This is a genomic window from Bacillus subtilis subsp. subtilis str. 168 (genome assembly GCF_000009045.1).
GTDB classification, from domain to species: domain Bacteria; phylum Bacillota; class Bacilli; order Bacillales; family Bacillaceae; genus Bacillus; species Bacillus subtilis.
Genome location: NC_000964.3, coordinates 102501 through 125541, shown reverse-complemented (window position 1 = coordinate 125541; position 23041 = coordinate 102501). Strand labels below are relative to the sequence as shown.

Sequence of the window (23041 nt, the reverse complement as noted above, 5' to 3'; positions counted from 1 at the left end):
TCTTCGGATTAACCGATGTCACTTGCCTTTATAACTAGAGATTATTCTTTTGTTACTACATCGCGTTCAACGTCTGCAGATGCTGTTTCTTCCGGCTCTTCATCACCTGATAATGCCAGGCCGTCAGCTTGTTTCGCATCTTCTTCGTCTTCTAAATCTCTCATTTCTATTTCTTCTTCATCACCAGAAAGGATTTTGACATCCATACCTAAGCTTTGAAGTTCTTTGATTAATACTTTGAATGATTCCGGAACACCTGGTTCAGGAACATTGTCGCCTTTAACGATGGCTTCGTATGTTTTCACACGTCCAACCACGTCATCAGACTTAACAGTCAGAATTTCTTGAAGAGTGTAAGCCGCACCGTAAGCTTCAAGTGCCCAAACCTCCATCTCACCAAAACGCTGTCCGCCAAATTGCGCTTTACCGCCAAGAGGCTGCTGCGTAACAAGTGAGTAAGGGCCTGTAGAGCGTGCATGAAGTTTATCGTCAACCATGTGAGCCAGTTTGATCATGTACATGATACCGACAGATACACGGTTATCAAACGGCTCTCCAGTACGTCCGTCGTAAAGCACTGTTTTGGCGTCACGAGACATGCCGGCTTCTTCAAGTGTTTCCCAGACATCCTCTTCTCGCGCTCCGTCAAATACAGGAGATGCAATGTGAATGCCAAGGTAACGAGCGGCCATACCCATGTGAAGTTCCAATACCTGCCCGATGTTCATACGTGATGGTACGCCCAGCGGGTTAAGCATGATATCAATTGGTGTGCCGTCAGGAAGGTAAGGCATATCCTCTTCAGGAAGAATCTTAGAGATAACACCTTTGTTACCGTGACGACCGGCCATTTTATCCCCTTCAGAAATCTTACGTTTCTGAACGATATATACGCGTACTAACTGGTTAACACCTGGAGGAAGTTCGTCTCCGTCTTCACGGTTGAAGACTTTAACGTCATGGATAATTCCGCCGCCGCCATGAGGCACACGAAGAGAAGTATCACGAACCTCGCGGGCTTTCTCGCCAAAGATGGCGTGAAGAAGGCGTTCTTCGGCAGTCAGTTCAGTTACGCCTTTAGGCGTTACTTTACCAACAAGAAGATCTCCGTCTTTTACTTCTGCCCCAATACGGATGATTCCGCGGTCATCAAGATTGCGAAGCGCATCTTCACCGACGTTTGGAATATCGCGAGTGATTTCTTCAGGTCCAAGTTTCGTATCACGTGCTTCTGATTCGTATTCTTCAATGTGGATAGATGTATAAACATCATCCTTCACTAGGCGTTCACTCATGATGATGGCATCCTCATAGTTGTAGCCATCCCACGTCATGAAGCCGACCATTACGTTACGGCCAAGTGCAAGTTCACCAAGCTCCATAGAAGGACCGTCAGCAAGGATTTCTCCTTTTACCACTTCATCGCCGACACTTACGATCGGACGCTGGTTGTAGCACGTACCTTGGTTAGAGCGGACAAATTTCAGCAGGCTGTATTTATCCAGGTTTCCTTTTACTTTTTGACCGTCTACTTCTTCATAACGGCGAACCCAAACGTTTTTGGCTTCTACGCGTTCAACGATACCAGGGTGTTTACAAATAACAGCGGCACCAGAGTCTTTTCCTGATACGTATTCCATACCAGTTCCAACAAATGGCGCTTCCGGCTGCATCAAAGGCACAGCCTGACGCTGCATGTTCGCTCCCATGAGGGCACGGTTGGAGTCATCGTTTTCTAAGAACGGGATACATGCTGTCGCAGCAGATACAACCTGCTTAGGCGATACATCCATGTAGTCTACACGATTTCTGGAAACAACGGTGTTCTCCCCGCGGAAACGAGCTACGATGCTGTCATCAATAAAGGCGCCTTCGTCATCAAGACGAGCATTCGCTTGAGCGACAACATAGTTATCCTCTTCATCAGCAGTTAAGTAATCGATTCTGCCCGTTACCTTCCCTGTTTCAGGGTCAACGCGGCGATATGGCGTTTCAATAAAGCCAAAACGGTTTACTTTTGCATAAGATGATAGTGAGTTGATCAAACCGATGTTCGGGCCCTCAGGCGTTTCAATCGGACACATACGGCCATAGTGGGAGTAGTGAACGTCACGCACTTCCATTCCGGCACGCTCACGTGTCAATCCGCCCGGTCCTAATGCTGACAGACGACGCTTGTGCGTTAATTCAGCAAGCGGGTTCGTCTGATCCATGAATTGAGAAAGCTGTGAGCTTCCAAAGAACTCTTTAATGGACGCAATAACAGGACGAATATTGATCAGCTGCTGAGGCGTAATTGTATTCGTATCTTGAATTGACATTCTCTCACGAACCACACGCTCCATACGGCTTAAACCGATACGGAATTGGTTCTGGAGAAGCTCGCCTACAGAACGTAAACGGCGGTTTCCAAGATGATCGATATCATCTGTGTCGCCTACTCCGTGCAGCAGGTTGAAGAAGTAGCTGATTGAAGAAATAATATCAGCAGGCGTGATGTTTTTAATCTCTTCTTCGATGTAAGCATTGCCGATTACATTGATAACCTGTTCTCCTTCTTGATCAGTCGGAGCAAAGATTTTAATTGATTGAAGAGTCACTTCATCTTCAACAACGCCGCCATTCGGATACAGCTTTCTAAAACCGATTCCGTTTTCTAAGTATGGCAGTACTTTATCAAGCGTTCTTCTATCAAGAATCTGGCCTTTTTCAGCAAGGATTTCTCCTGTTTCAGGATCAACAAGCGTTTCAGCAAGTCTCTGATTGAAGAGGCGATTCTTAATATGAAGTTTTTTATTAATTTTATAGCGTCCTACATTGGCAAGATCGTATCGTTTCGGATCAAAGAAACGAGAATCAAGCAAGCTTTTCGCATTTTCTACTGTAGGCGGCTCTCCAGGACGGAGACGCTCGTAAATTTCCAGCAACGCTTTGTCGCTGTTTTCTGTGTTATCTTTATCAAGCGTATTTCGCAGGTATTCGTTTTCTCCTATGAGATCAAGAATCTCTTGATCGGAGCCGAAGCCGAGAGCACGCAAAAGAACCGTAACCGGCAACTTACGTGTGCGATCAATGCGGACATAAACAACATCTTTCGCATCAGTTTCGTATTCTAACCATGCGCCACGGTTTGGAATGACAGTTGCGGTAAAACCTTTTTTACCGTTTTTGTCTACTTTACCACTGAAATATACACTTGGAGACCGAACAAGCTGGGAAACGATAACACGTTCCGCACCGTTAATGATAAAAGTACCTGTATCTGTCATAATAGGGAAATCACCCATGAAGACATCTTGGTCTTTTACCTCTCCAGTTTCTTTGTTAATTAAACGAACCTTCACTCTTAGCGGAGCTGAGTAAGTCACATCACGTTCTTTTGATTCCTCTACAGGATATTTAGGCTCACCTAAACTATAATCAATGAACTCAAGAGAGAGGTTACCAGTGAAATCCTCAATTGGTGATATGTCTTGAAACATCTCTCTAAGACCCTCATCAAGAAACCACTGATAAGAAGAGGTTTGAATTTCAATGAGATTTGGTAATTCTAACACTTCGCTAATGCGAGCATAGCTTCTGCGCTGGCGGTGTCGTCCATACTGAACTAGTTGACCTGTCAACTGATTCACCCCTCAAATCATGCGTATTATATGTGTAATAAGCATTTCTTCCAAAGAAAGAAAATACTTTTACAAGACAAAAGAAAAAAGGGTTTCTAATTAAGAAAACCACATCCAAAAACAAATACCGATTTTATTAGCATTTCCATACTTGTATAATTTATACATAGATATTGACAATTCATCATATCAAGCAAAATATATACATTGGCATTTTACAATATTAACATAGTTAAAATACCGAGTCAAACTTTTTTTGCTTTTATGATATAATAGCCTTTCTTTTTTTGAACGACGGAAACTTCATCGAACAGTTCCTCGAGCTTTTCAATGGCAGAAGGCGCGCCTTGCTTTTTCTGTATGACGATCCACAATTCACCTGAAGCTTTTAAGTGTTCAGCGCTTTTCTCAAAGATAGCATGGACAACTTTTTTTCCGGCTCGGATTGGGGGATTTGTAAGAATAGAAGCAAATGTTTGAGCAGAATCAACGTTTGAAAACAAATCGCTTTGATAAATCTTAACGTTTGTTATTCCGTTCTGTTCCGCATTTTCATTTGATAGTTCTACGGCTCTCTCATTAACGTCAATCATGTGGATGGTCCGGTCTTTAAAGTCGCTGGCGAGCGATAAACCAATCGGGCCGTATCCGCAGCCTACATCTAAAATGCCGCCCTCAACCTCAGGCTCTTCAAAAGAATCAATCAGCAGGCGGGAGCCGAAATCAACTTCTTTTTTAGAAAAAACCCCGCTGTCGCTGGTAAACGTGAAATCTTTATTCCGAAGCCTAAAAGACCAGGTTTGCTTGTTGCTTTTTACTGAAGGTTTTTCTGAATAATAGTGCTCACTCATTATTAGAACCTCCTTTTTTCATGGCTTAAAGAATGGCAAAGAAAAAGCTCGCCTCATAAAAGCGAGCTTCCCCTACAGGTAAGTGAAGATTACTTAACTTCTACAGAAGCGCCAACTTCTTCAAGTTTAGCTTTAAGCTCTTCAGCTTCTTCTTTAGCAATACCTTCTTTAAGTGGTTTTGGAGTGTTGTCAACAAGCTCTTTAGCTTCTTTCAAGCCAAGACCAGTGATTTCACGTACAACTTTGATAACTTTGATTTTTTGAGATCCTGCACCAGCAAGGATAAGATCGAATTCGCTTTGCTCTTCAGCAGCTCCGCCAGCAGCAGCTCCGCCAGCTACAGCTACAGGAGCAGCAGCAGTTACGCCAAATTCTTCTTCGATTGCTTTTACTAGGTCGTTCAATTCAAGTACAGTTGCTTCTTTAACGGAAGCAATGATTTCTTCGATATTTAAAGCCATTTGTAATTCCTCCATTTTGTTTTAATTTATGAAAAACTGATTAGATTAAGCGCCTTGTTCTTCCTTTTGTTCTGCCACAGCTTTTGCAGCAAGAGCAAGGTTGCGAACTGGAGCTTGAAGTACGCTAAGCAACATAGAAAGCAAGCCTTCGCGTGATGGAAGTTCAGCAAGAGCTTTCACTTCTTCAACAGTAGAAACTTTACCTTCGATAACGCCAGCTTTGATTTCAAGAGCTTCGTGATTTTTAGCGAAGTCATTAAGAACTTTAGCCGGAGCGACAACATCTTCAGTGCTGAATGCGATCGCGTTCGGTCCAGTTAAGAAATCATTCAAACCATTAAGCTCAGCTTGTTCAACCGCACGGCGAGTCATCGTATTTTTGTAAACTTTGAACTCAACGTTAGCTTCGCGAAGCTGTTTACGAAGTTCAGTTACTTCAGAAACGTTAAGTCCGCGATAGTCAACGATGATCGTTGATTTACTTTCTTTCAGTTTAGAAGCAATTTCTTCAACAACAACTTTTTTTGTTTCAATTGCGCTGCTCATGGTTACACCTCCTGTAGATTCTTGTGTAACACTTATACCGTTAGGTGATCACGACTGAGACGACGGATTCCATATAAAAAGCCTCCATGAGACATGGAGGCTGTATATACAAGCATACGTAACGTAATAGCTGTGATAATATACACCTCGGTAGGATAATTAAGCGGTTAGGCCCCTACTGTCTACGGTATAAATGATATTCTATTTTACAACATTTTGAATAATATCAGAATGTTGATGTCATGTCAATATTATTTTACGTTAAAAGTTGAAGAGTCTACTTTGACACCAGGTCCCATAGTAGAAGTTACAGCAACGTTTTTCACGTAAACGCCTTTAGCTGCAGCAGGTTTAGCTTTAAGGATTGTATCGTACATTGTTGTGAAGTTCTCAACAAGTTTTTCATCCTCGAAAGAAACTTTACCGATAGGAACATGAATGTTTCCAGCTTTATCAACGCGGTATTCAACTTTACCAGCTTTGATTTCGCCGATAGCTTTTTCAACTTCGAAAGTAACTGTACCAGTTTTAGGGTTCGGCATTAAACCTTTTGGTCCAAGTACACGACCGATTTTACCAACTTCACCCATCATGTCAGGTGTAGCTACGATAACATCGAAATCGAACCAGCCTTGTTGAATTTTGTTGATGTAGTCAGTATCGCCTACGAAATCTGCACCAGCAGCTTCAGCTTCTTTCGCTTTTTCGCCTTTTGCGAAAACGAGAACGCGCTGAGTTTTACCAGTTCCGTTTGGAAGCACAACTGCTCCACGGATTTGCTGGTCGTTTTTACGAGGGTCAACCCCTAAACGGAAAGCCACTTCAACTGTAGCGTCGAATTTAGCTGTGTTTGTTTTTTTAACGAGAGCTACTGCTTCAGAGACGTCGTAAGCTTTAGAACGGTCTACAAGCTTAGCAGCTTCAACGTACTTTTTACCTTTTTTAGCCATTTTAAAATTTCCTCCTTATGTGGTTATAGCGGAATAACCTCCCACGAATAAGGGTTGCGAACTTGTTAAAACTCGCAACCCGACAAGAAACAAATTAATCCTCGATTACAATACCCATACTGCGGGCAGTACCTTCAACCATGCGCATTGCCGCTTCAACGTCTGCTGCGTTTAAGTCAGGCATTTTCGTTTCAGCGATTTCGCGTACTTTATCGCGCTTAACGGTTGCCACTTTATTACGGTTTGGTTCACCAGAACCAGACTCAATTCCAGCTGCTTTTTTAAGCAATACTGCAGCAGGTGGAGTTTTTGTAATAAATGTAAATGAACGGTCTTCGTAAACCGAAATTTCAACAGGAATGATTAAACCAGCTTGGTCAGCTGTACGAGCGTTAAACTCCTTACAGAATCCCATGATGTTAACACCGGCTTGACCAAGTGCAGGTCCAACTGGTGGTGCTGGGTTAGCTTTTCCAGCAGGAATTTGCAATTTTACAACTTTAACTACTTTTTTAGCCACGAGACACACCTCCTTAAGTCCGTGATGTGGTAATAGGGTAAACCCTCCCACTCAAGGTTTCATTCTTTATATGAATGACGAAATATCATGCTAGTTGCCTTGGATAAGTCCAAGACGTACCTTTGCTATATTATCATTTATATATAGCAATTTCAAGTTTTTTCACATTACAATTTATCGATTTGGGTAAATTCCAGCTCAACCGGCGTTTCACGGCCAAACATATTAACGAAAACTTTGACCTTGCTTTTATCATAATCAATCTCTTCAATTGATCCTGTAAAGTTAGCAAAAGGTCCGTCTATTACTTTCACTGTCTCTTTCAGTTCAAAGTCAATATCAGTTTTTCGTTCATCCATGCCCATTCTCTTCAGAATGGTTTCTGCTTCCCCCGGAAGAAGCGGCGTCGGTTTTGAACCTGACCCGGCAGATCCTACGAATCCAGTAACGCCCGGCGTGTTGCGGACGACATACCAAGAGTCGTCTGTCATTACAATTTCAACAAGCACATAACCAGGGAATACTTTCTTTTTCACGACTTTTTTCTTGCCGTTTTTGATATCCGTTTCTTCTTCTTCGGGTACGACTACACGGAAAATTTTATCCTGCATCCCCATTGATTCAACACGCTTTTCCAAGTTGGCTTTTACTTTATTCTCATAACCAGAGTACGTGTGAACAACATACCAATTCTTTTCCATTCTATTCAGGACTGTCCAGTCCTTCCCTCCCCGCATTTGGTTTTAGTGAATTACCATAACGCTTCAAAAAATAGGCGGCAAGCCTATGATAACTTTCATTTTAAGCCACAATAAAAAACCCGCTGAACGGGTTTTGGCAAGTAATATTATGATCTATTATAGCACGTATTGCTGATCATTATTCAACTATTAAACGAATTAATTGAGAAATTCCTGTGTCAAGGAGGGCAAAAAAGATAACAAAAAAGATAACTGTTGAAATTACCGTAATGGTATAACGCGTTAACTCTTTTCCTTTAGGCCAGCTTACCTTTTTCATTTCTTTCCCAACATCTTTAAAGAATTTCATAATACGCATGTAAAAGACCTCCACAATTTAAAAGCGCAAAAACTATTTTGTTTCAAGATGAGCTGTATGTGAATTGCAAGTACTGCAGTATTTCTTTACTTCTAATCGCTCAGCCGCTGATGCAGAGCTCTTCATTGTCGTATAATTACGGTTTCCGCATGTCTTGCATGCTAACGTAATCTTTTTTCTCATGTCATTACACCTTTTTCTAAATAGACATTAGTTCTTATCTTTAGTAACATATCATAGTCAGAAAAATACTGTCAATATAGCATAAATTCCTATTACAAACTGATTTCGCGAATTTCCAAGTACTTCTCCAGCTTGCGTTTCACACGCTGAAGGGCATTGTCGATCGATTTCACATGTCGGTTCAGTTCATCAGAAATCTCTTGGTAACTTCTCCCGTCGAGATATAAGACGAGTACTTTTCTCTCTAAATCACTTAATAGTTCTCCCATTTTCATTTCAATATCATCAAATTCTTCCTGATTAATGATCATTTCCTCAGGATTTAAGGTTTTCGCTCCTGAAATGACATCCAGCAGCGTTCGGTCTGATTCTTCATCAAAGATCGGTTTATCTAATGAGGCGTAGGAATTCAAAGGAATGTGTTTCTGGCGAGTAGCTGTCTTTATTGCGGTAATAATTTGGCGGGTAATACATAATTCTGCAAAAGCTTTGAATGAGGTAAGCTTGTCCTCTTTGAAGTCACGAATAGACTTATAGAGGCCTATCATGCCTTCCTGAACAATATCCTCTCTGTCCGCCCCTATTAAGAAATAGGATCTTGCTTTTGCCCGAACAAAGTTTCGGTACTTCGTAATCAAGTAATCTAACGCATCACTGTCCCCAACATGAACCTTTTCAATGACCTGCTCGTCCTCCAACTGGCAAAACTGCTCTTTGTTGAATTTTCCCTTGTTGTTCTGTAGATTCACTCCGATCCCCCCGGCGCACGTAGATAGAAATATTATACAGTATTGGGCAAAAAAGCGTCAACTTAATCTAAGTCTCCCCGCCTCCACTTTTCAAACGTTTTCAAAACCTCTTCCGATAAAGCAATTTTACCCGCCGGCTTTTCGGAAGTGATTTTTCTTACCCGTCTCTCTATTCGCCTTTCAATCGTTTCTACCTCTCTCAGAAGCTCCCGGGCCGATTTCCGCAATGCCCCCTGTCCGAAAATCGCCCACTGCTCAGTATAGTCAGAGGTCGCAACGTGAATTTGAGTCGCAATATTATTCAAAGCCTGAGCGAGCTTTTCTATCCGCTCATCAGCCGTCTCATTTTCTTTTGTAAAAATTACTTCAACTCTATGGTTGGTCTGTTTTTTCTCAAGCCCTTTTACGAGATGCGCGTCAAAAACAACAATAACCCTGTTTCCTGTATACGATTGATATTCCGCCATTTTCTGAATCAGTACGTCTCTCGCCTCTTCAAAACTGTTCGCTTTTAAATCCTTCAGCTGCGGCCAGGCTCCAATCATGTTGTACCCGTCTACTAACAGGATATCCATGGGTCTTTATTCTCCCACAGGGTTTCGTTTCCGGTAGACTTCATACATCAAAAGACCAGCCGCGACAGATGCATTTAGTGAAGTTACCTTTCCGGCCATCGGGAGTTTAATGAGAAAATCGCACTTTTCCTTCACAAGGCGGCCCATCCCTTTTCCTTCACTTCCGATGACTAGAGCCAAAGGCATATTGCCGTCCATATTACGGAAATCCTCACGCGCGGACGCATCCGTTCCGACAACCCAGATTCCCCGCTCTTTCATCTCTTCTAACGTCCGTGCCAAATTGGTGACTCTTGCTACAGGAATGTGCTCAATTGCTCCTGTTGAAGCTTTTGCCACTGTTGTTGTCAGCCCGACAGCTCTCCGTTTTGGAATGACGATGCCATGAGCGCCGACCGCATCTGCTGTCCTCATAATGGAACCAAGATTATGAGGGTCTTCAAGCTCGTCCAGAATGAGGAAGAAAGGCTGTTCATTTTTTTCTTCGGCTGCTTTATATAAATCGTCCAGTTCTGCATATTCATACGCTGCAACCTGTGCCACTACGCCCTGATGCTGTCCTGTCACCATTTGATCGAGTTTTTTTCTCGGGACGTATTGAATCGTGATTCCCTGCTTTTTGGCAAGCTCAATCACTTGCTGTGCTTGTCCCTTTACGGTGTTTTCCGCCATCCACAGCTTATACAGCTTCCGATCAGATTTTAACGTCTCGATCACTGCATTTTTCCCTATGACGTAATCATGTTGCTGACTCATTTGTTTTCCTCCCTGACGTCCCGAATTGTATAGCTTCGGCTACGAGCTGACTAAGTCGTTCCTCTTTTTTCTCTAGAAAAAGGTAGCCCAGAAGCGCTTCAAATGCTGTACTGTAGCGGTACGTCTGAACATCTGTATTTTTAGGTGTTGTCCCTGACTTGGCATTTCTGCCTCTTTTCAGCACCGCTTCCTCTTCTTCCGTAAAAAATGATTGATTCTGCAGAAAAAATAGGATCTCAGCCTGTGACTTTGCTGAAACAATCCGGCTTGATTTCTTATGAAGATCATTTGGTTTGGTAAAGCCCTGCTTAAGCAGGTGATGCCTGACATACACTTCAAAAATGGCATCACCTATATAAGCAAGCGCAAGACCGTTAAGCTGCTTAGAATCTTTTATCGTATCAAATTCAAGCATCTGTTATTCTCCCCGTTTCCAGCGAGTGCCTTGAGCCGTATCTTCAAGAATGATATTCATGCTTTTCAGCTGGTCGCGGATCTGGTCTGACAATGCAAAATCGCGATTCCGGCGCGCTTCATTTCGCTTTTCGATTAAGTCTTCAATCTCTTGATCGAGAAGTTCCTGCTCACCCAACGAAAAACCGAGGACAGAAACAATGCGGTCAAACATCTCAATAAACGCCGTAATCACATGATCAGCCGTATGATCTTTCTGAAGATAATAATTGGCGTGTTTCGCTAAGTCAAACAAGACTGAAATGGCATTCGCCGTATTAAAATCATCGTCCATCTCTTCTTCGAATGCTTTGCGGTGTTCTTCAACCTTTTCAAGCCATTGATCGTCATCTTCGGTTAAATTCGTACTGCTGTTCAGACGGTGCTGAAGATTGCTGTACGCTGTTTTTAAACGGCTGAACGCGCTTTTCGTATTCTCCAGAAGCTCTTCTGAATAGTTAATCGGATGGCGATAATGAACAGATAGCATAAAGAATCTCAAAAGCTGCGGATCATGCTGTTTAATGATGTCATGCACAAGCACAAAGTTGCCTAGTGATTTTGACATTTTTTCATTATCAATATTGATATAACCATTATGAAGCCAGTACTTCGCAAACGTTTTGCCTGTCAGCGCCTCAGATTGCGCAATTTCGTTTTCATGGTGAGGGAATGTTAAATCCTGTCCGCCCGCATGGATATCAATCTGGTCACCGAGATACTTTTTCACCATTGCTGAGCATTCAATGTGCCAGCCCGGACGCCCTTTCCCCCAAGGGCTATCCCAAGAGATTTCTCCTTCTTTTGCCGCTTTCCACAGTGCGAAATCAAGAGCATCTTCTTTTTTCTCGCCGACCCGGATGCGTGCACCTGATCTTAGTTCATCGATTGATTGCTGAGAAAGCTTTCCGTACCCTTCAAATGCTCTGGTTTTGAAATATACGTCACCTTCTGATTCATATGCGTAGCCCTTTTTCACGAGCTGATCTACGAATTCGATAATGGCATCCATGTTCTCCATTACTCGCGGATGAAGGTCGGCTTTTCGGCAGCCGAGCGCACCTACGTCTTCAAAGTATGCTTTAATAAAACGCTCTGAAATGGTGGGTACATCCTCACCGAGTTCATTTGCCGCTTTAATTAATTTATCGTCTACGTCTGTGAAGTTAGAGACATACTGCACATCATAGCCTTTATACTCTAAATAGTTTCGAACCGTATCGTAAACGATTGCCGGACGCGCGTTCCCGATATGAATGTAATTGTAAACCGTGGGTCCGCATACATACATTTTCACTTTTCCCTCTTCAAGAGGAACGAATGTTTCCTTCTGTCTAGTCAATGTATTATAAAGTGTGATTGTCATTTTTGATTGATCCTTTCTTTTCTGTCTTCAAGTTCTGCCTTCAGCTCTAAAATCTGCTGTTCCAAAGACTTAAAGCGGTCAGCAACTGGATCGGGCAAATCCTGATGGTTTAAATCGCGTCTTACTTTCTTGCCATTTTGTACAACGACCCGTCCAGGGATACCGACAACTGTTGAAAAATCAGGAACATCATGCAGCACTACTGAACCAGCGCCAATCTTTGAGCCTTCACCGACCGTAATAGAACCGAGCACTTTAGCACCTGTGGCTATCAATGCGTCATCTTTAATCGTTGGGTGCCTTTTTCCCTTTTCTTTTCCCGTTCCCCCGAGGGTAACCCCCTGAAAAACGGTTACGTTATTGCCGATTTCACATGTCTCCCCAATGACAACCCCCATGCCGTGGTCTATGAAAAATCTTCTCCCGATTGTAGCGCCGGGGTGGATTTCTATCCCGGTAAAAAATCGGCTTACTTGAGATATAAGGCGTGCAAGGAAATAAAATTTTCGTTTATATAAAGCATGTGCAATCCGATGCGCCCATATAGCATGTAAACCGGAATAAGTTAAAATCACTTCAAAATAGCTTCTTGCTGCGGGATCTTGATCGAACACAGTATCAATGTCTTCTTTGAGCATTCTAAAAAACACATGCTTCCCCCCGTTTCTCTATCTGATTTCCTCTACCCAATAAAAAAAGCGTCTCTGCATGTAAACATGACAGAGACGCTTTAACCGCGCGGTTCCACTCTGTTTGAAAAGCAGACTTCTGCTCTCCCAACTTCAGCCTGTAACGGCGGCGGCCGCCTTTGAATACTGATTTCAAAAAACGTTCTTCAAAGGTCTTAAGGGCGCACTTCTAAAACCCGGCTCATGGATCTCTCTCAGCCAATGAAGATCCTTTCTGTAATGGCCTAAAGCTTTATACTCTTCCCTGTCAACAATCATTTATTTAGATATTCTTTAAACGCTGAATTGCAGTCTCTTTACCGATCAATTCAATTGATTGCGGCAGTTCCGGACCGTGAGTTTGCCCTGTTACAGCAACACGAATCGGCATAAACAGTTTTTTCCCTTTATGGCCAGTTTCTTTCTGCACTGCTTTGATCGATGCTTTGATATTATCCGGAGTGAACTCCTCAAGCTCTTCAAGCTTCGCTGCGAATGTGCTGAGCACTTCAGGAACCTGTTCTTCTTCCAGAACAGCTTTCGCTTCTTGATTATACTCGATCTCATCCGTAAAGAACAAATCAGTCAGCTCAACAATTTCCGCACCGTAGCTTAATTGCTCATGATACAGGGAAATCAGTTTACGAACCCATTCTTGTTCTTCAGCAGAAAGCTCAGTGCCAACTTTGCCGGCTTTTTGCAAATGCGGAAGCGTCAGTTCAACAACCTGATCAAGATCCAGCTTCTTCACATATTGGTTGTTAACCCATTTTAGCTTATGCATATCAAACAAAGCTGGTGATTTAGATAAACGATTTACATCAAAAATTTCAATAAACTGCTCTTTTGTGAAAAGCTCTTCTTCTCCAACCGGTGACCAGCCTAACAAGCCGATAAAGTTGAACAGCGCTTCTGGCAGGTAGCCAAGCTCTTTGTACTGCTCGATGAATTGAATAATGGATTCATCACGTTTGCTGAGCTTTTTACGGCTTTCGTTTACAATCAGCGTCATGTGTCCGAACTGAGGAATATCCCACCCGAATGCTTGATAGATCATAATCTGTTTCGGTGTGTTAGAAATATGATCCTCACCGCGCAGCACGTGTGTCATTTTCATTAAGTAGTCATCAATAGCTACCGCGAAGTTATAAGTAGGCGTTCCGTCCTTTTTCACAATAACGAAGTCGCCGATGCCATCTGATTCAAAAGAAATTTCGCCTTTTACGATGTCGTTGAAGGCGATGACTTTTCCTTCCGGCACACGGAAACGAATACTTGGTTTTCTGCCTTCGGCGATAAATTTCTCCTGTTCTTCCTGAGTCAGGTCTCTGTGTTTTCCGGAATAACGAGGCATTTCTCCGCGGGCAATCTGTTCTTCACGCTCTTTTTCAAGCTCTTCTTCCGTACAGTAACATTTATAAGCAAGCCCTTTTTCAAGAAGCTCTTCATAGTACACTTTATAGATATCGTTACGCTCTGACTGACGGTATGGACCGTACTCTCCTCCGACATCCACACTCTCATCCCAGTCAATACCTAGCCACTTCAGATAATTCAGCTGGCTTTGTTCTCCGCCCTCAATATTGCGCTTTTTATCAGTATCCTCAACTCGAATGATAAACTTACCGCCTTGATTGCGGGCAAATAAATAATTAAAAAGCGCCGTTCTGGCATTTCCAATATGCAAATGTCCGGTTGGACTCGGTGCATAACGGACGCGTACTTCGTTTCCCATTTTCAAATACTTCCTTTCATGTCATGTATGGCCTCAGGCAAAAATGTATGAATCTATTCTACCACCAAATAGACCCGGCATCAAAACAAGTTAGCCTTTTTGTATCAGTACTGTCGCCTGAGCCGCTATTCCTTCCGCCCGGCCTGTAAATCCAAGCTTTTCTGTCGTTGTTGCTTTTACATTTACTTGAGAAACATCTGCCTCAAGGCCTTCAGCAATTCTTTTTCTCATATCTTCTATGTACGGCAGCATCTTCGGCTTTTGCGCTATGATGGTGCAATCAATGTTCCCAAGGACATACCCCTTCTGTTTCACGATTCCCCAGACATGCTGAAGTAATTTGAAAGAATCTGCGTCCTTGAACTCGGGATCTGTGTCAGGAAAATGCTTGCCTATGTCTCCTTCACCCACAGCTCCCAGGCAGGCGTCAGCGACGGTATGCAACAATACGTCTGCATCAGAATGGCCAAGCAGCCCTTTTTCGTACGGGATTTCAATTCCGCCAATAATGAGAGGACGGCCCTCCACTAATTGATGCACATCAAATCCTTGTCCAATTCTAAACATGTTTATTCCCACTTTCTGATTCCATGATAGCTTCAGCTGACGTCAAATCGTCTGGCGTCGTCAGCTTAATATTTGTATAGCTGCCTTCTACAACACGGACCGAACCGCCCTCCATCTGTTCAACGAGGCTGGCGTCATCCGTCCCTAAAAATCCCTTGCGCTCGGCCTCAGCGTGAGCCTTCATCAATAAAGAAAGACGAAAAGCTTGTGGCGTTTGGACAGCCCACAAGCTTGAACGTTCAATCGTCTCACTGACTTGTAAATCTTGAACGCGTTTAATCGTATCTTTTACCGGAACAGCAAGGATGGCCGCTCCTGTCTGTTCCGCCTCTGCGATCAGTTCGTCAATTTGTTCATGTTTTATAAATGGACGGGCACCGTCATGTACAAGGACAATCTTTTCCTGCTTTACGGCTTTCAGCCCCTTATACACACTGTGCTGTCGCTCATCTCCGCCTGCAACAAGCTCAATTGAAGTTTGAAACGGGTAATCGGACAGCAATTGCTGAAAGTGCTCCCGCTCCTGCTCGTTAATCACCAAAATGATTTTATCGCACTGCCGGTGGCTGTCAAACACTCTTAACGTGTGTATGATCACCGGGTCTCCCTTCAGCTCAATGAACAGTTTATTTCTCCCTGCCTTCATCCGCTTTCCCTGTCCGGCTGCAGGAATCACCACATCATAACTCATTGTTTCTTCTCCCTTTACAGCGCCTTCTCCAACAGCTTAGGCTTCGCAAAAATCATTCGTCCCGCTGCTGTCTGCAGCACACTTGTGACGAGTACATCAATATGCTTGCCGATATAATTCCGTCCTTCTTCAACGACAATCATCGTACCGTCATCCAAGTAGGCAACTCCCTGATTATGCTCTTTCCCGTCCTTAATGACCTGAACATTCATTTCCTCGCCAGGAAGCACAACAGGCTTAACCGCATTGGCAAGGTCATTAATGTTTAATACTGCTACCTTCTGAAGCTCGCACACTTTATTTAAATTAAAATCATTCGTCACAACGACCCCGGATGTCAGCTTAGCAAGTTTGACGAGCTTGCTGTCAACCTCCTGAATATCTTCAAAGTCGCCTTCGTAAATTTCAACTTCAATGTCTAATTCTTTCTGAATGCGGTTCAGGATATCAAGACCGCGGCGTCCTCTGTTTCGTTTTAAAACATCTGAAGAGTCTGCAATATGCTGCAATTCCTCAAGGACAAACTGCGGAATCACGATAACTCCCTCTAAAAAACCAGTCTGACAAATATCTGCTATTCTCCCATCAATAATAACACTAGTGTCCAAAATTTTCAGCTTCTTGTCTTGAACCTCATGTTCTTCATCAGCTGTTCCTTTTTTCTTTTGCATTCTGGCGGAAATGGAAAACAGGCTGATCAATTCATCCTTTTTCTTAAAGCCCACCTGGAAGCCGAGATAACCGAGGAAGAAAGCCAAAAATACAGGAATTATTGTGCTGAATATGCGGTAAGGTATATTGTCTAAAGGAATAACATTTACGATAAGATAAGCAATTATAAGTCCAAAAACTAAGCCAAGACTTCCAAATAACAAATCTGGAACCGGCGCTTTTAACAATGAATCCTCTATCCACTTCACCCAGTTCACAACGTATTCTGTACCCCATATACTGATGAGAAAAAAGATAATTGCTCCTATTGCCGCAGACGTATATGCGTTTGTTATTAAAGGTATGTCCTGTATATTTAACAGTACAAACAATTCAGGTATCAAAAATATACCAACAACGCCGCCAAAAATAATGAAGAACGCCTGAACTATTCGTTTTAACATACCCCCACCTCCTTTTTTAACATTTTAATTTCACAAAGTCTTATGCATCCTACGAATATCAGAATAAACAAAAACCAACATTAATATACCCGTATTCATAAGGTTTTAACCGAAATCACAGTTGTCTGTCTAAATAATGCTTCTCTTGCAGGCGTTTTAATCCTTTTTTGATTTTTTGGGCTCGTACTTCACCGATTCCCTCTACTTCATCTAATTCTTCTGCACTCGCCTCAATAATCCTTGGCAGGACTCCAAATGCTTCTACAACATTTTCAACAATCGGCATCGGAAGACGCGGTATCTTATTTAACAGCCTGTATCCTCTCGGCAATACATAATCATCAAGATTAGTAGAAGCAGGGTAACCGAGAAGCTTATACACAATGGAATCATCCAGCAGATCATAACTGGACATATCCTGCAGCTCCTTCAAGAGAACAAACGGATCTTTAATCTTTTCTTTTACATAGTCCTTAATAAATAAAGCGGCCTCTTCTTCCATATCCGTAATCAATTCAATGACTTGCAGTTTGATCAGATGCCCTTCTGTCCCCAGCTCTTTGATATACATATTAATTTCGTTTTTGATTCTCAGTACCATTTCATAACGATGCATGACAGACAAGACATCACTGAAGGTAACAAGTTCCTCAAACTCTAACGCGTTCAGTGCATTAATCGTTTTATCGAGGATTGTCTTATATTTTTCAAGTGTTTGAATGGCTTGGTTCGCCTTGGTTAAAATAAATCCTATGTCTTTTAGTGTATACTTCATGTTTTCCTGATATAACGTTATGACATTTCTTCTTTCAGAAATGGCGATTACAAGACAGCCAGTTTGCTTAGCTACTCTTTCGGCAGTTCTGTGCCGCATTCCTGTTTCTGATGAAGAAATTGTGGCATCCGGCATCAGCTGAGTATTCGCGTATAGGATCTTTTGACCAGAATCACTTAAAATGATCGCTCCATCCATTTTAGCCAGCTCATATAAATGCGCCGGAGAAAAAGCCGTGTTTATGTGAAAGCCGCCGTCCACCACTTCTTTTACTTTATCATTATATCCAACAACAATCAGACCGCCTGTATTTGCTCTCAAGACGTTTTCCATCCCCGCTCTGAGCGGTGTACCCGGAGCAACAAACTGCAATATAGATGACAGGTCTAACTCGTGTTTCGCCCCTTTTTTCTCTTTTTCCATCTATTATCCTCCTAATGAAGTACGAAGCGCTTCTGCAACATTTGCTACTCCGATAACCTCAATCCCTTTTGGTTTTGTCCATCCATCCAGATTTGCCGCGGGTATGATCATGCGTTTAAAACCAAGCTTTGCCGCTTCTTTCACACGCTGTTCAATTCTTGAAACCCGCCGGACTTCTCCGGTTAATCCCACTTCTCCAATAAAACAATCTGCAGGATTTGGAGGTGTGTCTCTAAAGCTTGATGCAATACTAATCACAATCGCAAGATCAATTGCCGGTTCATCAAGCTTAACGCCGCCAGCCACTTTCAAATAAGCATCCTGATTTTGCAGCAGCAGTCCAACTCTTTTTTCTAACACAGCCATTAACAGAGAAACCCTGTTATGGTCTATTCCCGTTGCCATACGCCTTGGGTTGCCAAAACTTGTTGGCGAGATGAGTGCCTGAATTTCAACGAGAATCGGTCTAGTGCCCTCCATAGAGGCAGTGATACTCGAGCCTGCGGAACCAGCAGAGCGTTCTTCTAAGAAAATTTCCGAAGGATTCAAAACCTCAGTGAGCCCCTCTTCCCGCATTTCGAAAATGCCCATTTCGTTTGTAGATCCGAAACGGTTTTTTACAGCCCGCAAAATACGGAAAGTATGGTGGCGTTCTCCTTCAAAATATAAAACAGTGTCAACCATATGCTCCAACAGTCTCGGACCTGCAATAGACCCTTCTTTCGTCACGTGCCCTACGATAAAAATCGGAATACCTTTTGTTTTTGCAATTTTCATCAGCTCAGCGGTACATTCTCTGACCTGTGACACACTGCCTGGAGCAGATGTAATATCGCTTTGGTAAACCGTTTGAATAGAGTCAACAACGACAAACGATGGATTCATCTCTTGTATAGCAGACGAAATATACTCCATATCGGTTTCAGATAAAACATGCAGTGACGGATTATTAATGCCGAGACGGTCTGCTCGCAGCTTCGTTTGCTTTACAGATTCTTCTCCCGAAATATACAGGACACTGTTTGATGAGCCTGATAATTGAGCGGAAACCTGCAGTAATAGCGTTGACTTTCCGATACCAGGATCACCGCCAATTAAAACGAGGGAGCCTTTAACGACACCTCCGCCGAGTACTCTGTTAAACTCGCCAAGCTGGGTTTTGACGCGGGGTTCTTCTGATGTTTCGATTGATGTAATAGGTGAAGGTTTCTGTACAGTTTGAACAGAATGAGAAAAAGCCGCTCTCCGATTGGCCGGTGCTTTTTTAATCATTTCTTCCACCATTGTATTCCAAGCACCACAGCCCGGACATTTCCCCATCCATTTTGGAGACTCGTAGCCGCAGGATTGGCAGATGAACTTCGATTTTGTTTTAGCCATATATAGTGTAAGACCTCTCCCTTGTTCTATTTCTTGATATGAAAGTGAGGCATACACTTACATGCTGTATGCCTCATTTCCGTCTTCTATATTAATTCGTTTTAGCAGTCGTTTTTACGACAAATTCGCCATCTTCTACATCAAGAACAATATGCTGTCCTTTATGAATATTTCCTCTGAGGAGTTCTTCAGATAAACGATCCTCGACATGTTTTTGGATCGCTCTTCTTAACGGACGGGCACCGTATTCCAGGTCAACGCCCTCTTCCGCGACTTTCGCTTTTGCAGCATCTGTCAATTCGATAGAAAGATCTTGTTCTTTCAGGCGTTTCGTTAATTGATCAGACATTAATGACACAATCTCAGTGAGATGTTTTTTCTCAAGTGAATGGAAGACAATGATTTCATCAATACGGTTGATGAACTCAGGTCTGAACGCTCGTTTTAATTCACCCATCACTTTATCTTTCATGTCTTTATGATTTTGAGTTTCATCCTGAACGTTAAAGCCGACATATTTATTGCGTTTTAGCTCACTTGCTCCGACGTTTGATGTCATGATCAGAATGGTATTGCGGAAATCGACTGTGCGTCCTTTAGAATCAGTCAATCGTCCGTCTTCAAGAACTTGCAGAAGGATATTGAAGACATCAGGGTGCGCTTTCTCGATCTCATCAAGAAGCACGACAGAGTAAGGTTTTCTTCTGACTTTCTCTGTCAATTGACCGCCTTCATCATATCCCACATAACCCGGAGGTGAACCAACAAGTCTTGAAGTTGAATGTTTTTCCATGTATTCAGACATATCAATTCTGATCATGGATTCTTCATCGCCAAAAATGGATTCAGCAAGTGCTCGTGCAAGTTCTGTTTTACCTACACCTGTAGGGCCTAAGAAAATGAATGAGCCGATTGGGCGTTTAGGATCTTTCAATCCTGCTCTTGCACGTCTGACGGCTTTTGCAACCGCTACAACTGCTTCATCCTGGCCGATGACACGGGAGTGAAGAATGTTTTCCATATTGAGAAGCTTATCAGTTTCAGTTTGGGCGATTTTAGATACAGGCACACCGGTCCAGCTGGATACAACCATCGCAATATCATCCACAGTAACCTCTGAGTTTTCCTGCCCTTGCTTCTCTTTCCATGATTTCTTCGTATCCTCTACTTGCTCGCGCAGGCGTTGTTCAGTATCACGCAAGGAAGCAGCTTTTTCAAACTCTTGGCTTTGCACTGCCGCATCCTTCTCTTTACGAACCTCATCAAGCTTCTGCTCAAGCTCTTTTAAGTTAGGAGGCGTTGTAAATGAGCGCAGTCTCACCTTTGAACCCGCTTCATCGATCAAGTCAATTGCTTTATCCGGAAGGAAGCGGTCAGAAATATATCTGTCAGAAAGCTTAACCGCAGCTTCAATGGCATCATCAGTGATAGAAACGCGGTGGTGGGCTTCGTATCTGTCACGCAGACCTTGTAAAATTTGAATACTTTCATCTACAGATGGCTGATCAACCTGAATCGGCTGAAAACGGCGTTCCAGTGCTGCATCTTTTTCAATATATTTACGGTACTCATCAAGAGTCGTTGCACCAATACATTGGAGTTCGCCACGAGCAAGTGAAGGTTTTAAAATATTAGATGCATCAATAGCACCTTCTGCTCCGCCTGCCCCGATTAATGTATGGAGCTCATCGATGAATAGAATGATATTTCCTGCCTGGCGAATTTCATCCATGACCTTCTTCAGGCGATCCTCAAATTCTCCGCGGTATTTTGTGCCGGCAACAACTGTTCCCATGTCTAATGTCATCACACGTTTATCACGCAAAATTTCGGGTACTTCATTATTGATAATTTGCTGTGCCAAACCTTCTGCGATAGCCGTTTTACCTACACCTGGTTCCCCAATGAGAACAGGGTTGTTTTTCGTTCTGCGGCTTAACACTTCAATGACACGCTGGATCTCCTTGCTTCTGCCGATTACAGGGTCAAGGCTGTCTTCCTTCGCAATAGCAGTTAAGTCTCTTGCCAAGCTGTCAAGCGTAGGCGTATTCGCATTGCTGTTTGTTCCTGCCGCTGATGATCCTGTTTCATTACTTCCTAGAAGCTGGAGCACCTGCTGTCTTGCTTTATTTAAGCTGACACCGAGATTATTCAGAACTCTCGCAGCAACACCTTCTCCTTCACGAATCAGACCAAGAAGAATATGTTCTGTTCCCACATAAGAATGACCGAGTTTTCTTGCCTCATCCATTGAAAGCTCAATGACTTTTTTAGCTCTAGGAGTATAATGAATCGTTTGAGACATTTCCTGCCCGCGCCCGATCAAACTTTCTACTTCTTTCTGAATTTTTTCTGAACCGAGTCCAAGCGCTTGAAGAGCTTTAGCAGCAATGCCCTCTCCTTCTCTTACCAGTCCTAATAAAATATGCTCAGTGCCAATGTTATTATGACCTAACCGAAGTGCTTCTTCCTGTGCTAGCGCCAGTACTTTTTGAGCTCGTTCTGTAAATCTTCCAAACATCATATCGATTCATCCTCCTGTCTTTTCCCATTCATTTCTAAGTGAAGCCGTTCTCTGATGAGAGCCGCTCTTCGAATGTCCCTTTCGTTCGGTCGCAAAGCGCCTCCCGAGTATTGCTGTAAAAACCCTGGCTGCGTCAAAATCATAAGTTCGTTAAGTATGTTGCTTGAAAGTCCTTTTATTATGCCTAAGTCTATGCCTAACCGAACATCTGAAAGGCACTTTGCAGTTTCTTTCGATTCTATCATCCGGCAATTAGACAAGACCCCATATGACCGATATACCCGATCCTCAAGTTCGATTTTAGAAGTTTGATAAATCGCTTCTCGGGCAGATCGTTCTTGTTCAATCAACTGAGCAGCAACACTGTTAAGATCCTCTACAATATCCTGCTCTGACTTACCAAGCGTGATCTGATTTGAAATTTGAAAGATATTCCCTACTGCTTCGCTGCCTTCCCCATAAATTCCTCTAACAACTAAGCCTAATTGATTAATTGCCGGTATAATTCGATTTATTTGCCTAGTTAAAACCAGCGCCGGCAGATGCATCATGACCGAAGCCCTTAAACCAGTACCTACGTTTGTAGGACAGCTGGTTAAGTATCCTCTTTGCTCATTGAATGCATAATCAACTTTTTCTTCAATCCAGTCGTCGACCTGGTTTGCGGCTTTCATTGCTTCTAAAAGCTGAAATCCAGGGAAAAGACACTGAATTCTAATATGGTCCTCTTCATTTAGCATGACGCTTACTTCCTCATTTTCAGAAAGCAAACAGCCGCCAAAAGGAGACTCTGTCAAATTCGGGCTGATTAGATGTTTTTCAACAAGTACACGCTTTTCTAAAGGCTGTGCATCATTCATTCTAATCAAAACAAATTTGCCGATTCCGGGAATTTCTTGCTCTGAAAACTGATCTTCAAATTGCTGTATGATGGATGAGGCTTCTTCATTGGAATACCGCGTAGGGAACCGAATATGCTCAAAGTTTCTTGCTAAACGTATGCGGCTGCTGAGTACAATGTCACTTTCAGGTCCTTTCTGCTTCATCCAACTGCTTAGTGCGTCCTGAATA

The 23041-nt window shown here is 42.8% G+C and carries 23 protein-coding genes and 1 other RNA gene (1 of these 24 running past the window's edge); all 24 read right to left on the bottom strand.

The features are described 5' to 3' along the window. Positions 1-41: 41 nt before the first annotated feature. Positions 42-3623, bottom strand: coding sequence for an RNA polymerase (beta subunit) (gene rpoB, locus BSU_01070; protein ID NP_387988.2), 3582 nt, complete (start codon positions 3621-3623; stop codon positions 42-44). A gap of 245 nt (positions 3624-3868) precedes the next feature. Beyond that, on the bottom strand, positions 3869-4474 hold the full coding sequence (gene rlmG, locus BSU_01060; protein ID NP_387987.1) for a 23S rRNA m2G1835 methyltransferase: 606 nt from the start codon (positions 4472-4474) through the stop codon (positions 3869-3871). An 89-nt stretch (positions 4475-4563) separates the two neighbouring features. Further along, the gene (rplL, locus tag BSU_01050; protein ID NP_387986.1) at positions 4564-4935 is read right to left on the bottom strand and encodes a ribosomal protein L12 (BL9); all 372 of its coding nucleotides are present in this window, start codon (positions 4933-4935) and stop codon (positions 4564-4566) included. A 45-nt stretch (positions 4936-4980) separates the two neighbouring features. After that, entirely contained in the window at positions 4981-5481 is a 501-nt protein-coding gene (gene rplJ, locus BSU_01040; protein NP_387985.2) for a ribosomal protein L10 (BL5), read from the bottom strand. Positions 5482-5546: 65 nt separating this feature from the next. Beyond that, positions 5547-5687, bottom strand: an RNA gene (ldlJ, locus tag BSU_misc_RNA_3) — L10_leader. A gap of 45 nt (positions 5688-5732) precedes the next feature. After that, positions 5733-6431 carry a ribosomal protein L1 (BL1) gene (rplA, locus tag BSU_01030; protein ID NP_387984.2) on the bottom strand — a complete coding sequence of 233 codons (699 nt, stop codon included), beginning with the start codon at positions 6429-6431 and terminating at the stop codon, positions 5733-5735. A 94-nt stretch (positions 6432-6525) separates the two neighbouring features. Further along, on the bottom strand, positions 6526-6951 hold the full coding sequence (rplK, locus tag BSU_01020; RefSeq protein NP_387983.2) for a ribosomal protein L11 (BL11): 426 nt from the start codon (positions 6949-6951) through the stop codon (positions 6526-6528). Positions 6952-7118: 167 nt separating this feature from the next. Further along, the gene (nusG, locus tag BSU_01010) at positions 7119-7652 is read right to left on the bottom strand and encodes an RNA polymerase elongation pause factor (RefSeq protein NP_387982.1); all 534 of its coding nucleotides are present in this window, start codon (positions 7650-7652) and stop codon (positions 7119-7121) included. A gap of 178 nt (positions 7653-7830) precedes the next feature. Next, positions 7831-8010, bottom strand: a complete 180-nt coding sequence (secE, locus tag BSU_01000) for a preprotein translocase subunit (protein ID NP_387981.1) — start codon at positions 8008-8010, stop codon at positions 7831-7833. Between the two features lie 33 nt (positions 8011-8043). Continuing rightward, positions 8044-8193: a ribosomal protein L33 gene (gene rpmGB / locus BSU_00990; protein ID NP_387980.1), complete on the bottom strand. Its 150-nt coding sequence runs from the start codon at positions 8191-8193 to the stop codon at positions 8044-8046. A gap of 92 nt (positions 8194-8285) precedes the next feature. Next, the gene (sigH, locus tag BSU_00980) at positions 8286-8942 is read right to left on the bottom strand and encodes an RNA polymerase sigma-30 factor (sigma(H)) (RefSeq protein NP_387979.1); all 657 of its coding nucleotides are present in this window, start codon (positions 8940-8942) and stop codon (positions 8286-8288) included. A gap of 62 nt (positions 8943-9004) precedes the next feature. Further along, a complete protein-coding gene (gene raeA / locus BSU_00970; RefSeq protein ID NP_387978.1) occupies positions 9005-9517 on the bottom strand; it encodes a ribosome-dependent mRNA endonuclease in 513 nt (170 codons plus the stop codon). A 6-nt stretch (positions 9518-9523) separates the two neighbouring features. Then, positions 9524-10273 (bottom strand): 23S rRNA (Gm2251)-methyltransferase, encoded by a 750-nt coding sequence (rlmB, locus tag BSU_00960; protein NP_387977.1) that lies wholly within the window; start codon positions 10271-10273, stop codon positions 9524-9526. Continuing rightward, positions 10257-10688 (bottom strand): ribonuclease for 23S RNA maturation, mini-RNase III, encoded by a 432-nt coding sequence (gene mrnC, locus BSU_00950; protein ID NP_387976.1) that lies wholly within the window; start codon positions 10686-10688, stop codon positions 10257-10259. Before mrnC ends, rlmB begins: the two co-directional genes overlap by 17 nt. A 3-nt stretch (positions 10689-10691) precedes the next feature. After that, the gene (gene cysS / locus BSU_00940) at positions 10692-12092 is read right to left on the bottom strand and encodes a dual cysteinyl-tRNA synthetase; cysteine persulfide synthase (RefSeq protein ID NP_387975.1); all 1401 of its coding nucleotides are present in this window, start codon (positions 12090-12092) and stop codon (positions 10692-10694) included. Then, a complete protein-coding gene (gene cysE, locus BSU_00930; RefSeq protein ID NP_387974.1) occupies positions 12089-12742 on the bottom strand; it encodes a serine O-acetyltransferase in 654 nt (217 codons plus the stop codon). Before cysE ends, cysS begins: the two co-directional genes overlap by 4 nt. A 301-nt stretch (positions 12743-13043) precedes the next feature. Next, entirely contained in the window at positions 13044-14495 is a 1452-nt protein-coding gene (gltX, locus tag BSU_00920) for a glutamyl-tRNA synthetase (protein ID NP_387973.1), read from the bottom strand. 90 nt (positions 14496-14585) lie between these two features. Then, complete coding sequence (gene ispF / locus BSU_00910) at positions 14586-15062, bottom strand: 2-C-methyl-D-erythritol-2,4-cyclodiphosphate synthase (RefSeq protein NP_387972.1); 477 nt, start codon at positions 15060-15062, stop codon at positions 14586-14588. Beyond that, positions 15055-15753, bottom strand: a complete 699-nt coding sequence (gene ispD, locus BSU_00900) for a 2-C-methyl-D-erythritol 4-phosphate cytidylyltransferase, nonmevalonate isoprenoid pathway (RefSeq protein ID NP_387971.1) — start codon at positions 15751-15753, stop codon at positions 15055-15057. Before ispD ends, ispF begins: the two co-directional genes overlap by 8 nt. Before the next feature lie 14 nt (positions 15754-15767). Beyond that, entirely contained in the window at positions 15768-16868 is a 1101-nt protein-coding gene (yacL, locus tag BSU_00890) for a putative membrane protein possibly involved in RNA binding (RefSeq protein NP_387970.1), read from the bottom strand. A 115-nt stretch (positions 16869-16983) separates the two neighbouring features. Next, positions 16984-18066 (bottom strand): diadenylate cyclase; DNA integrity scanning protein; cell cycle checkpoint DNA scanning protein, encoded by a 1083-nt coding sequence (gene disA, locus BSU_00880; protein NP_387969.1) that lies wholly within the window; start codon positions 18064-18066, stop codon positions 16984-16986. A 3-nt stretch (positions 18067-18069) separates the two neighbouring features. Continuing rightward, positions 18070-19446: a DNA repair protein; 6-O-methylguanine-DNA methyltransferase gene (radA, locus tag BSU_00870; RefSeq protein NP_387968.1), complete on the bottom strand. Its 1377-nt coding sequence runs from the start codon at positions 19444-19446 to the stop codon at positions 18070-18072. Between the two features lie 91 nt (positions 19447-19537). Then, the gene (clpC, locus tag BSU_00860) at positions 19538-21970 is read right to left on the bottom strand and encodes a class III stress response-related ATPase, AAA+ superfamily (protein NP_387967.1); all 2433 of its coding nucleotides are present in this window, start codon (positions 21968-21970) and stop codon (positions 19538-19540) included. Next, positions 21967-23041 carry the 3' portion of a protein arginine kinase gene (gene mcsB, locus BSU_00850; RefSeq protein NP_387966.1) on the bottom strand. 17 nt of this gene lie beyond the right edge of the window, so only the last 1075 of its 1092 coding nucleotides appear in the window; the start codon falls outside the window, past its right edge; it ends in the stop codon at positions 21967-21969. Before mcsB ends, clpC begins: the two co-directional genes overlap by 4 nt.